Below are 11,651 nucleotides of genomic sequence, written 5' to 3' on the forward strand. Positions count from 1 at the left end.
ATATAATGAAATCATGAAAGGACAAATCAGAAATTCACATATTATTTATATTGCTCTTTGGGTTCTCATATCCGCTGCTATATTTGCCCCTGTTTGTATACTCCTGACCGGATGCTCTGATGAGGACGAAGAGGATCACGGCAAGGTCGTCAAAGTGGAAGCACATTGGTGGGGAGACCATTATGCGGGGCAGGTCATCAAAAGCGGCAACGTCTATGTTGAGTGCAATGTCACCTATGAAGACGGAAATACAGAGAGCGTCGACGATTGGACGATGAAGAAACCGGTTACGGTGCCCACCGAGAAATCCGTCAGTTTCTATGTGTATTACGGCGGCATGAAGGACAAGGTGACCGTTCCAAAAGACAAATTTTACACTTCCGGAAAACCACCAATCACGGACAGGAAGCTGACCAAAGAGGAGGAAAATGCCATGATGGCTGACATGCTCAAGGAGGAGTATCCCGGGCACGGTCACCAGTACTATCTGGATCTGCTGATGAACGAGGGACTGACGCTTGAGGAAGCCGAAGAGGCGCTGAGCGGCTCCAGCTGATTATCACGGAAAATCCTGATTTACAGAGATTTCTTCACACACGGGGGTGCGGATTCTAAAACACCCCCGTTACAATCCTCTAATTATACTGAGGTAATCTTGCCTCTGATCAACAACTGCATAAACCGTAATAATTTTTTTCTTATCATCAACCTTATAAAAGACAAGAGTTTTTTCTAATATCAGTACCAAATATCCTTGGCGCTTTAATACGTTATATCTTGGTTCTGCACCGATGTATGGATTATCTCCCAGATTCATAATTGACTTTTCCAGATAATCCAGTCTATCAAGGGCTATATCATTCCCAAAATTCTCCGCTATAAATAAAACGATCTTATGAATCAGGGAATCGGCCGTATCTGTTCTTTCAACTTTATACTTCAATCCTAGCCCTCCTTAAGGATTCTTCGCAAATCATCGAAGGTATCCTTCATCGGAGCTACCCTTCCGCATTTAACATCCTCATCCGCTTCGGCCAGAATCTCTAAGAGCTCTATTCTGGCTTTCATTCTCTTGTATTCCTCATAACCAAGAGAAACTGTATCGCCTCTTCCATTTACAGTGATGATTACAGCCTCATTATTCTCACGGCACTGTTTTGATACTTCGTTATAATGATTTCTAAGATCCGCTGACGGACGAATTGTTTCTTGTAATGAATACATCAGAATCACCTCCATTCTACTACAATATATTTGTGGTTAATAATCCTTACCGCCAGTAAGGAATTATCCATCTTGTTGCTTAAACTGTATAATGATGGAGCAATCGGTACATCGTCTACCTTTCTTGGACCTCGCGTCCGTTAAAAAGACTGATAACCAGCTCCTCATTCGCAGCGTTCGTTTTATGCAGGTTGAATCGCCACAGGTGCATTCGTGTCACACCACAGTAGATTGAATAGGCAATGAGTAAAACTGGTACTTATCCATTGCAATAATCTTAAGGAGTGACAAAATTATGAGCGCAGTAGGTATCGATGTTTCTAAAGGTAAAAGCATGGTTGCAATCATGAGACCATTTGGTGAAATTGTTTCTACACCTTTTGAAATCAAGCACACAACCAGTGATATCAACTCACTTATTGATCTGATCAATTCTATTGAAGGTGAATCTCGGATTGTAATGGAGCATACAGGGCGTTACTATGAAGTCCTTGCACATCAGTTCTCCAAGGCCAATCTCTTCGTCAGCGCCGTCAATCCCAAACTGATCAAGGATTTTGATAACGACTCCCTGCGTAAAGTAAAATCCGATAAGGCGGATGCCGTTAAGATTGCACGCTATGCGCTTGACAAGTGGCAAAATCTGAAACAGTATAGTGTTATGGATGAATTACGCAATCAGCTTAAAATCATGAATCGTCAGTTTGGCTTCTACATGAAGCACAGGACGGCTATGAAGAATAATCTCATCGGCATCCTTGATCAGACCTATCCTGGCGTTAATACTTACTTTGACAGCCCCGCGCGTAGTGACGGCAGCCAGAAATGGGTTGATTTTGCATCCACTTACTGGCATGTTGACTGTGTTCGTAAGATGTCTCTTAATGCCTTTATTGACCACTACCAGAAGTGGTGCAAAAGAAAGAAGTACAACTTCAGTCAGGCAAAAACTGAGGAAATCTACGGAAAAGCGAAGGAGCTTGTTCCTGTACTTCCAAAGGATGAAATAACAAAACTTATCATCAGGCAGGCGATTGACCAACTCAACAACGCCTCTGCAACCGTCGAGAAACTTCGCACGCTCATGAATGATACTGCATCTAAGCTCCCGGAATACCCTGTCGTCATGGATATGAAAGGTGTTGGGCCAGCGCCCGGTCCACAACTCATGGCTGAAATCGGTGATGTCACACGTTTCACTCACAAGGGAGCTATCACTGCATTTGCCGGCGTAAATCCCGGCGTAAATGAATCAGGTTCCTATGCACAAAAGAGCGTTCCTGCCTCAAAGCGTGGATCTGCAGCTCTACGAAGAACCCTGTTTCAAATAATGGATGCTCTTATCAAGAATATGCCGCAAGATGATCCGGTATATCAGTTCCTGGATAAGAAACGAGCTCAGGGTAAACCCTACTATGTCTACATGACAGCAGGTGCCAACAAGTTTCTACGAATCTACTATGGACGAGTGAAAGAATATCTTTTATCTCTTCCGGACTCAGAATAGCTTCATAAACATCCTTTCAGACCAACACGAGTATGGTGGTGGTCTTGTTTTGATACCTAATTTTCAACCTGTATAAAATTATCAATGTTCTTCATTTTCGCCTTGACTTTTTATTTGCAGGCTTTATAGACATATTGTATCACGATACGTCTATATTCACAACCTTCTCTTATAATAATTTTAAACAACATCTCAATGAACTGATTACCCATTCTGTATGGGTATAGCGGGCACTTCTCAACAGTACATAACTTGATCTCTTTAGTCATGCCGCCACTGCACTCGATGCAGTATGCCCGAATTGCCTTAATAGGCGTTAGCACTTTCATTGTCATCACCTCCGTTTCTGAGCATAAGAAAAATCGGATCATACTCAGTGTGTATTAAATAATACTTTCCCAAAATGCCGGACTATAGGTTAAGCCTGTAATCCAGCCAAATATACCGTGTTACGCCTCAAAGCAAGGCACCAGTTGACAAGCAACCCTGGAAAACAGCTCCTTTTGGCGGCGCAGCACCCCAGAATCTGCGAAAGATTCTTGTAAAAAAGTGCATAAAGCACTACCATATATAGTCCAGATATGATATAATAGGACTATATAAAGGAGTTGATTTTTATGCCAGTACCAGCTGAAATCAGAGCGGTCCCCCGGCCAGTCAATACCGTTGTAGATGACAACGGTGGGGATGGCCCCAAACGCTATGCTGTCCGGCAGCGAGGATCCTCGAAATACGTTCCCGGCGGCAACCCGCAGCCAAAAAACGGCAAGGTTATCGGTCACATTATTGACTACAAGTTTGTTCCTCTCCCCGAAAAGGATCCGGGTGCAGACTTGCCGGACATGTTGTCCTACGGAGCATCTGCTCTGGTCAAGTCTGTGACTGCAGACCTTAAGGAGGATCTGCTTGCGGTATACGACGCATCCGATGTCTATGCAATGATGTCTCTGGCTACCCTCCGGGTTATCAAGCCAGCCATTACAGCGGATCGAGCGCGGACGCATTACCTCAGGACGTTCGTATGCAAAGATTATCCCGGTGCAGCCATGTCCAGGAATTCCATCGGCAGTCTGCTTCAGCGGATCGGGATGAACGGATCCAGACGAAGACAGTTCTACCAGTTGCGAATGAAGGCAACGGCTGCCGACCATCACATTGCCATCGACGGGATGCTGAAGCAGGACAACAGCAAGGTCAATGACCTGTCTGCGTACTCCCGCAAGGCAAAAGTGCGCGGCATCTGCGAGGTATCCGTCCTGTATGCCTACGACATTGAACGGATGGAGCCGGTGTGCGCTGAGGTCTTCCCCGGCAACAGCATCGATGCTAGCAGTTATCCGGCGTTCATCCGTGACAATGACATCCGCAAAGGGATCATTGTCGCTGACAAGGGATTCCCACCAAGCAAGATCAAGGAGGAACTACAGGAACGTCCGGATCTGCACTTCCTCACACCGATCAAGCGCAATGACACACGTATATCGAGCAATGACATGCTCGCTTTCGAAGGCGTGCTGTCCGGCATCGATGCCCATGTGGTCTACAAGAAGAAGCAGATCAAGGGTGGCCGATACCTGTATGCCTTCAAGGATGCCAGGAAGGCATCCGCCGAAGAAGCCTCGTATCTGGCGAATGCTCAGAAGAAAGGAACCTTCTCTCCTGAGAAATATGCTAGGAAGCAGGCAACTTTCGGAGTGATCGTTCTTGAATCCGATCAGGATCTGGAACCAAAAGCCGCATACCTCTGTTACGAAGACCGCTGGCTTTTGGAGATGGTCTTCAATCGGTACAAGAGCGATGAATGCCTGGACCACACCGATGTTCAGGGAGACTTCTCCGTCATCGGCAGCGAATTCATCAATTTCATATCAACGGTTGCCACCTGTCGGATTATCCGCAAGGCCCAGAACGCAGGATTACTCGAGAAGATATCCTACGGCGAGCTGATGGATGACCTGGCATCTGCCTGGCGAAAGGCAGATGCTCCGGAGGAGCCGGCGACTGATGATGGCTATTGGGTTCACACGTTGCAACTCGTATTCGATGAGCTTGAAGCACTCGGTCTGGCAAGGCCTGTGCCGAAACCGGCACCGAAGAAGCGTGGGCGTAAACCCAAGCCCAAGGATGAAACCGAGCCGAAGCCTAAGCGCAAGCGCGGTCGTCCCCGGAAGGATTCAACCCCGTCTGCCGGTACTGTATAGTCCGGCAGATTGGGAATGTATTATTTTAACTAAAGCTGTATTTATTTGCATAATATTTACTTCGACTGCTTTCTCAATGCCTCTATTGCACTTTCAATATCTACTGTAGTTGATTCTTTTGACCATTCATCCCAAAACTCAATAGTTGCGCTCCGAGGTTTCATATTAGGTGGAGCAATGCGTATTCTGCTCGGAAGCAGGCTTGCATCACCAACAACTAGGGCTTCTCCTATATCTAAAATAGGCAACATTTCCGCATAGTCACCTAAACTATCTGGTAAGAGACGTTTTACAACGGACTGATCATCTACATTTGTCAGTCTCATAGCAATAAAATTATTACTTTGACTAAGCACAGTTCTATTCACTTCGGAAGGTCGCTGAGATATTACAACCAAGCCAATCCCATATTTTCTTCCTTCTTTCGATATACGTTCAAATGTTACCAAACTTGCATCGTCAATACTCTTTTCAGTATTTGCGGGAATATACAGATGTGCTTCATCGCAAAAAATCGCAATTGGATGTCTACGATCAGCAGTCGTCCATTGTTGCACAGAGAATATTACGCGAGCTATAAGAGATACAATCAGTGGAAGAATATCAGAGGGAACTTCTGAAAAATCAATAATTTTTACCCCCTTCTTCCCAGAATCAGAAGGTAACATTAACTCACTACATAGTTCACTCATATAATCATAGCTAAGTAAAGAATCCTCGGATGAAAACATAAAATTTAATCGCTTATCTCTCTGTTTGCTTTCCAAACGTTGAATAAATCGAGTTAATTTACCAAAGTATGGACCTTGCTTTTCACCTCTGGAACCAGAAACCATTTCAGTGTCTTTGGATTTCAAAAAAGCAAGTAAGTTGTCAAGGCTATATGGAATAGGGCTATCCAATGTAATATTGGCTTCCATTTCGGTTTTCCCTGCATTTCTTAGGAATTCTTTTTTACCATCAATTACAGCACTGCTAAACATCATTGCCTGATTTGGAGCATTATTATCACTTCGATCAAGCATAAGAGACAGCATTTCCTCATAGGTCAGAAGCCAATACGGAAGAAATAGCATTCCTTCCTGAATATCGTCATTAGGACCTGCTACTTTAAAGTGTGTAAAATTATCACCCTGTAATGGCGAATATTCCCCATGAATATCGAACAGTATCGCGTCCGCAGATTTGAGAGCCGCAACTTGCTCAAGAATTTTGGCAACACACCATGATTTTCCAGAACCTGTGCTACCAACAATTACGGCATGCCTTTGAAATAATTTATTTCCATTTAGCCATGCCGTAGCATCTTCGTCAATCGAATAGTTGCCAATTTGCAGGCTAACAACATCTTCTCCAGCTGGAATAGAGGATATTGCTTGCATAAATTGTTTTAGCCTATCTCCATGGATAAGATGGCATTCTGCATTTATCGTTGGAATAGTTGCCAAAGAACGGCGAAATACGTTTTCTTTTCCAGCAGATCTATCAAAGTGTGTTCCTATAAGAATAACTTTAATGATATTATACCCAAGTTCAGGAACAATGTCTGCTGTTGGATCACTATATGCTGATTTGCGGATAATTTTCGATACTAACCCAATCAAATGCTGACCTATTTTGGAACTTTGGATAGAGATCAAATGGTTGACTTGCAGACCGCGCAATTTATCATCGTTTTCCACCTTAACAACAACTGTAGATGTATCTACACTTTCGACAGTACCCAACAATTCTTCAGGCGCATATTCAAATATACTCATTCTATCCCTCCTTACCAAATTTTCAAGAAATTATCTAAAAGCCAATATTGACCGTCATACATTTCTTCCCATCCGTTACCATATACTTTAGTATGCGTATCATCTGCATACTCAAATACCAGAAATTTCTTGATACCTGCATCGACAATATGTTTCCTACAAGCTGAAGTCATAGTTCTTGTAAGAACAACTATTGGCTTTCCCTTAGAAATTTGTGCTAAAAGTTTCGGCTGAATATGTTCATCATTAAATCCATATCCAATACACAAGTACGCACCTGATTGAACGAATGCATTATCTGCTTCTGCAATAACTGTCCTATACGGTTCGTCGTGCGTCGCACTATACTTTTCCTTTCCAGGAGGAATAATAAGTGGTTGTAAAGCACTTGGTATGTTACGTGTCAAAGGAAACGATGCAACGGTTCCATCGGAAGCTATAAACCAATCCAATGAGCCATGTACTTTCCAAATATCAACAACGCGTTCACGGGCACGAGTTCGACGTGTTTTCAACTGCAAATTAGGCAGTTCTAATTTTTTAATCAAGCATCCCTCAAAACCTGTTACCGTGGTTGCCCCGACTTGATCTGCAGAATATTCAGCTAAACGGTCATAATTGGTTGTAACAATTACCGCTTTATTCGGAGTTGGCGCAAGTATCTTGTGGAGAAGTTCCGCCAATGCTTCAGGAGGAGTTGTTGGATTACTATCAAAATATGCTAAATCTCTTTCGTTTACTGTCTTCCAAACAATACGACGTATTTCGTTTAATGTTTGGGGCAATAACTCAACCGAATCTATCGCTTCCTCAAGCCCCAAACCATCCATAGCTGTGCAGAAAACACTAAAATTCGGATCGGAAATAATGCTATCGGACTTTTTTATTTCTTCAGCAAGAATTTTCATGGATGGTAATCCATATGACATAGAAGCACCCGAACCCAAAACAATCAAAGGATTGTTCTCCAAATATCCTTGCAATACACCTATGCATTCAGTCCAATTCATTTAGCATAACTCCCTTCTTTAGTAATAGATTTACATTGTATCTTAATTTTAAAAATGGAATTTAATAAAATCCATTATATCCACTGAACCCCAGCATATAAACAGCCATTGCTATTGACAAGTCTTCCGTATCTCCGTCTAAATGCTGCGCCCAGTCTCTCAGTTCAGCCACTACCGTATCATTAGGAACTCGTACATCTTCCATTTCACTTACAACTTTTTCAATGACTTCAGGAAGAACCATACACATCTGATAGAAAGCATCTTCTTCCTCATATTGTCAAATACAAATTGTGTATTTCTCAACGGTTTCTTGTTGTAGTTGATCATAATCCTCATCGAGATGAGCCGATGGTTATGGGCATCTTCTGCATCTTCTGCATTTTCTGCTGGATTAGAGGTTTTTCGGGTACGCTAAGCGATACGTCTTGTATCTCTTTTGTTGGCCGTGCGTATCCCCTTTCCTCTATGGCGGCGAACCTCCTATGTCCACCAGGGTCTTGCCCTCACTTCCTTCGTCCCGCCTGTCCATAACCGGGGTGTCAGATCAGCTCCCCTTCAGGGTCTTGCCCCATGGTAAATATTCCTTCTGACTACTGGCTCATTTTCTTGTTGATTGCTGTTTTTTCCTGAACTGCCGGCACCTTGCGGCGGACGTTGCCCGGCATCGGAAATTCTTTTTTCTGATCGATCTGTCAATCGAACGGATTATCATCCGGCGTCTGCACCTGCGGACGCCGGATGTCCATCCTCATTTTCTCGGCACTGTATTCGTCTCCTTTCGTCAACAGTGCGTAGAATATGCGGATCAGTTTGCATCCGACCGCAATGAGTGACTGCATCTTCCGAAGCGGATTAACTTCCCGCGTCGTATAGTACCGGTGCAGTTCCCGGAATTCCGGGTTTTTCGATACCAGCGACATCGATACCTCGAACAGCAGATATCTCAGCCTCTTTCGGCCTCTTCTGCTGATCCTCGTCCGGCCTTTGTGCTTTCCCGAACTATTCTCCACGATTGCCAATCCTGCATATTTCTGTAGCTGCTTCGGATTTGTGAAACGCCTCACATCTCCGACCTCCGCCAGAAATCCGGACACGGTCTTTTTCCCGACGCCCTTGATTTCCAGAAGCATCCGGATTTCAATCCTTGCGGCTTTTCCTCCATTCCGGATTCCGATGCTCTGCTTTGCGGCTTCTACCAGGCTCTCAGCCCGCTTCCTTCCATTGCTGCCTCTCAGCTTCGCCTTTCTCCAGATCCGATTGACTCCTTCTGCTCCCAGTACTATGATGTCTTCCGGAAGCGGTGCTTCCTTCAGTATCATCAGCCCGTCTTTTGCGTCCGGCTTGTTATACACTCTCCGATATTCCGGAAAGTAGATACTGATCCACCTTGCCAGACGATTCTTTACGCTCGTCAGTTCCGATTCGATACGGAACCGGAGATTCGATGCCGTCCGCAGTTCGGCGTACACTCCTTCCGGAATATACGGCTCACTGTACCGTCCGTCTTTGACCAGTCCCGCAATGACCTTCGGATCCTTGCGATCGTTTTTACTCTGACTGTTATCGTCGAGCTCTTTTGATTTTTTTACATGTTGTGGATTGACCAGTACCGGACGAATCCCGTTATCCTTTAAGAATACTCCGAGACAGAACCAGTAATGTCCGGTCGGCTCCATTCCGGCAATGATATTCTCTTTGCCTTGTTGATCTTTTATCGCCTGCATCCATGTCAGTAATTCACAGAAACCACTTTCCGTATTGCTGAAGCGCAGCGGTTTCTTTGAATATTCGAAGCCCCGATGATCAAACGCCCGGGCATAATGGAACTCGCTTCCGACATCGATGCCGATGACCACTGTTGTAGTTTTTACTTGTTCAATCTTCCGATTTTGTGTAGAATTCATTGTAGATACCTCTCTGTTCAATCTGGATTTGCTTTGGTTCAGCAATCTAATTGTACTCTGAGGTATTTACTTTTCAATCTACATTTAAATCATACAGGAAGCTCCTCTTACTTAAATATTTCATTCACAACAGCGTTTTCTAAATCATCAATGCTGTAGATGTGCTCCATAGAATCAAAAGTCTCTCTCAAATTTCCTCTTGCACTCTTCCATCCAAGTCCATCTGTAAACCAAACAAATTCGAATCCGTCTACAGTATGTGCTTCCTGTGCAAGCATTTTATAGCTACGAGCAGTTTCATTAAGTTTTGAACCTCCACTCGCATAGAAGTTAGTTTCTATAGCATATATCATGTTTTCAGTTTATTTTAAACTCTAATACGATTTTTAACTATCTTTTCAAAACTTCTTATATGCCGGTATAGCCTGTCTTTACAGGCATTTCCGGCATTTTGTATATCGGGAGATACTCACATATTTTCTTAAATCCGCTTGTGTTTTCGCTTTGAAAGGTAGTAAAGAAGTAGTAAAACCTCTCTTTTCCTTTAAGCTGCCAGTCTGAAAAATTCCGCCTGTGCGCTGTCAAAGGTGGCGTGTGCGTAATAGTTCAGGGTCATCGTTATGTTGGCGTGTCCCATAAGATACTGTAAGGCTTTCGGATTCATTCCCGCATTTGCCATATTGGTACAGAATGTGTGCCGCAAGGTATGGGGAGTTGTTACCGCCGGCAAAGCTTCCTTATGGTTTTGGTTGTACTTTTCTACAAGTTTGCGAAACATAATATCATAGTTAATGTAGTTTTGAGGTGTTCCGTTTCTTGTAAGAAAGAGGAAGCCTATATAACCGTCAACAGTAAAATCACTGCTTTTCCTGTTTTTAAGCACTCTCTGTAAGGCTTCAAGGACGCGGTCGCTCATTGGAATTTTGCGAATGCCGTTGTCCGTTTTCGGTGTTTCAATGCGGTAGGAGTTTTTACCGGAATATTGAAGCTGATGATCCACATTGATAGTACGATTCTCAAAGTCAATATCTCTGTACGTTAGTCCACGCAACTCGGAGATACGAAGCCCTGTACCAAGCAGAATGATAAGTTCGTCATAATACTTGTAATAGACCTTATCGCTTTTCACAAAGGAAAGCAGGCTTTCTTCCTGCATGGGCGAAAGAGGAATTTTCGGTTCAGTGTCATCCTCAATGACTGTATTGATAGGAAAGTCAAAGGGATTTTTCCTGATACAGTCATCCTGAATGGCGGTGTAGAAAGCTGCCTTTAGAGAACGCTTATAGTTGCTGACCGTAATAAAAGAATAGCCTTTTTCTTTCATTCGTAAAGCCCATTCCTTTGCATCAGACATTTTTACATTCTCAATGCTGCAGGCTCCAATCGTATCTTCCTCAAGTATTCTCATAAGCTGCTTTCGTCCTTGCTTTGTGCTGTGCCTTACATTTGCACGATTTCGTATGTGCTTTTCATAAAGCTGGCATACGGTCATTTTCTTTCCTACAGGATCAATCCTGTCATCAAGGTCTTTTTGTATCTCCTTGATTTTTTCACGCAGGGATTTATCCTCACGCTTGCCTTTCGGTGTCTTATCCGTAGGAACTAATTTCCATGCGTACACAAACTGCGGCTTTCCAAAAGTATCTGTATATTTGTAAGCATATCTCCCGTCTTTTCTCTGGCTCTCACCTGACCGCAAAACTCGGTTTTTGCTGTCCCGTCTTTTTTCTGACATTTTATGCTCCTTTCCAAGACGGAAAGAGCCTTGATATGCTATATCTATTATACCATCATCAAGACCCGATCTCCATTAGATTGTGTCAACCGTATCGATCATTTTTTCAAACTGCTTGCGCTTGATTTGAATACGGTTGCCGTTTAATATCACCCAATTTGCAGTAGGGTTTTCTTCCGCTAACTTTCGCAGCTTATTTTCTCCGATACGAAAATACTTTGCCGCTTCTTCTATGGTAAGGGTATATTTCTCCCAAATAGGCACATCCATTTGATTCATCTCATCGCCCCCTTTCTCAAAATAGGTA

At 43.5% G+C, this 11,651-nt stretch carries 12 protein-coding genes; 3 read left to right on the forward strand and 9 right to left on the reverse strand.

What is annotated here, in order from left to right; translation table 11 throughout:
• Positions 1-154 precede the first annotated feature (154 nt).
• Positions 155-556, forward strand: a complete 402-nt coding sequence (locus BHK98_RS05690; protein WP_143404543.1) for a hypothetical protein — start codon at positions 155-157, stop codon at positions 554-556.
• A gap of 69 nt (positions 557-625) precedes the next feature.
• Here BHK98_RS05690 and BHK98_RS05695 read toward each other — a convergent pair whose 3' ends face one another.
• Together BHK98_RS05695 and BHK98_RS05700 are read right to left on the reverse strand one after the other, a co-directional pair.
• Positions 626-943 carry a type II toxin-antitoxin system RelE/ParE family toxin gene (locus BHK98_RS05695; RefSeq protein WP_075712590.1) on the reverse strand — a complete coding sequence of 106 codons (318 nt, stop codon included), beginning with the start codon at positions 941-943 and terminating at the stop codon, positions 626-628.
• A 2-nt stretch (positions 944-945) separates the two neighbouring features.
• Entirely contained in the window at positions 946-1,224 is a 279-nt protein-coding gene (locus BHK98_RS05700) for a type II toxin-antitoxin system Phd/YefM family antitoxin (RefSeq protein WP_075712591.1), read from the reverse strand.
• 295 nt (positions 1,225-1,519) lie between these two features.
• On the opposite strand from BHK98_RS05700, the gene BHK98_RS05705 reads away from it, so the two are divergent.
• The gene (locus tag BHK98_RS05705; RefSeq protein ID WP_075712592.1) at positions 1,520-2,731 is read left to right on the forward strand and encodes an IS110 family RNA-guided transposase; all 1,212 of its coding nucleotides are present in this window, start codon (positions 1,520-1,522) and stop codon (positions 2,729-2,731) included.
• A gap of 617 nt (positions 2,732-3,348) precedes the next feature.
• Positions 3,349-4,932: a transposase gene (locus BHK98_RS05715; protein WP_075712385.1), complete on the forward strand. Its 1,584-nt coding sequence runs from the start codon at positions 3,349-3,351 to the stop codon at positions 4,930-4,932.
• Between the two features lie 56 nt (positions 4,933-4,988).
• Here BHK98_RS05715 and BHK98_RS05720 read toward each other — a convergent pair whose 3' ends face one another.
• The 7 genes from BHK98_RS05720 to BHK98_RS05750 all read right to left on the reverse strand — a co-directional run bounded on the left by BHK98_RS05720 (position 4,989) and on the right by BHK98_RS05750 (position 11,623).
• Positions 4,989-6,692: an ATP-binding protein gene (locus BHK98_RS05720; protein ID WP_075712594.1), complete on the reverse strand. Its 1,704-nt coding sequence runs from the start codon at positions 6,690-6,692 to the stop codon at positions 4,989-4,991.
• A gap of 11 nt (positions 6,693-6,703) precedes the next feature.
• Complete coding sequence (locus BHK98_RS05725; protein ID WP_075712595.1) at positions 6,704-7,702, reverse strand: SIR2 family protein; 999 nt, start codon at positions 7,700-7,702, stop codon at positions 6,704-6,706.
• Between the two features lie 61 nt (positions 7,703-7,763).
• Positions 7,764-7,946 carry a hypothetical protein gene (locus BHK98_RS05730; protein ID WP_143404544.1) on the reverse strand — a complete coding sequence of 61 codons (183 nt, stop codon included), beginning with the start codon at positions 7,944-7,946 and terminating at the stop codon, positions 7,764-7,766.
• A gap of 451 nt (positions 7,947-8,397) precedes the next feature.
• Positions 8,398-9,609: an IS110 family RNA-guided transposase gene (locus BHK98_RS05735; protein ID WP_075712597.1), complete on the reverse strand. Its 1,212-nt coding sequence runs from the start codon at positions 9,607-9,609 to the stop codon at positions 8,398-8,400.
• 107 nt (positions 9,610-9,716) lie between these two features.
• Positions 9,717-9,962: a DpnII family type II restriction endonuclease gene (locus tag BHK98_RS05740; protein WP_342718755.1), complete on the reverse strand. Its 246-nt coding sequence runs from the start codon at positions 9,960-9,962 to the stop codon at positions 9,717-9,719.
• Between the two features lie 191 nt (positions 9,963-10,153).
• On the reverse strand, positions 10,154-11,344 hold the full coding sequence (locus BHK98_RS05745; RefSeq protein WP_075712598.1) for a site-specific integrase: 1,191 nt from the start codon (positions 11,342-11,344) through the stop codon (positions 10,154-10,156).
• Positions 11,345-11,419: 75 nt separating this feature from the next.
• The gene (locus BHK98_RS05750) at positions 11,420-11,623 is read right to left on the reverse strand and encodes an excisionase (RefSeq protein WP_075712599.1); all 204 of its coding nucleotides are present in this window, start codon (positions 11,621-11,623) and stop codon (positions 11,420-11,422) included.
• Between the last annotated feature and the right edge of the window lie 28 nt (positions 11,624-11,651).

The organism is Hornefia porci, assembly GCF_001940235.1.
Classification (GTDB): domain Bacteria; phylum Bacillota; class Clostridia; order Peptostreptococcales; family Anaerovoracaceae; genus Aminicella; species Aminicella porci.

What these genes read in the sequence shown, in the direction of transcription:
- BHK98_RS05700 (WP_075712591.1), bottom strand. Translation starts at nt 1,224, where the DNA reads ATGTATTCATTACAAGAAACAATTCGTCCGTCAGCGGATCTTAGAAAT.
- BHK98_RS05705 (WP_075712592.1), top strand. Translation starts at nt 1,520, where the DNA reads ATGAGCGCAGTAGGTATCGATGTTTCTAAAGGTAAAAGCATGGTTGCA.
- BHK98_RS05715 (WP_075712385.1), top strand. Translation starts at nt 3,349, where the DNA reads ATGCCAGTACCAGCTGAAATCAGAGCGGTCCCCCGGCCAGTCAATACC.
- BHK98_RS05720 (WP_075712594.1), bottom strand. Translation starts at nt 6,692, where the DNA reads ATGAGTATATTTGAATATGCGCCTGAAGAATTGTTGGGTACTGTCGAA.
- BHK98_RS05725 (WP_075712595.1), bottom strand. Translation starts at nt 7,702, where the DNA reads ATGAATTGGACTGAATGCATAGGTGTATTGCAAGGATATTTGGAGAAC.
- BHK98_RS05730 (WP_143404544.1), bottom strand. Translation starts at nt 7,946, where the DNA reads ATGGTTCTTCCTGAAGTCATTGAAAAAGTTGTAAGTGAAATGGAAGAT.
- BHK98_RS05735 (WP_075712597.1), bottom strand. Translation starts at nt 9,609, where the DNA reads ATGAATTCTACACAAAATCGGAAGATTGAACAAGTAAAAACTACAACA.
- BHK98_RS05740 (WP_342718755.1), bottom strand. Translation starts at nt 9,962, where the DNA reads ATGATATATGCTATAGAAACTAACTTCTATGCGAGTGGAGGTTCAAAA.
- BHK98_RS05745 (WP_075712598.1), bottom strand. Translation starts at nt 11,344, where the DNA reads ATGTCAGAAAAAAGACGGGACAGCAAAAACCGAGTTTTGCGGTCAGGT.
- BHK98_RS05750 (WP_075712599.1), bottom strand. Translation starts at nt 11,623, where the DNA reads ATGAATCAAATGGATGTGCCTATTTGGGAGAAATATACCCTTACCATA.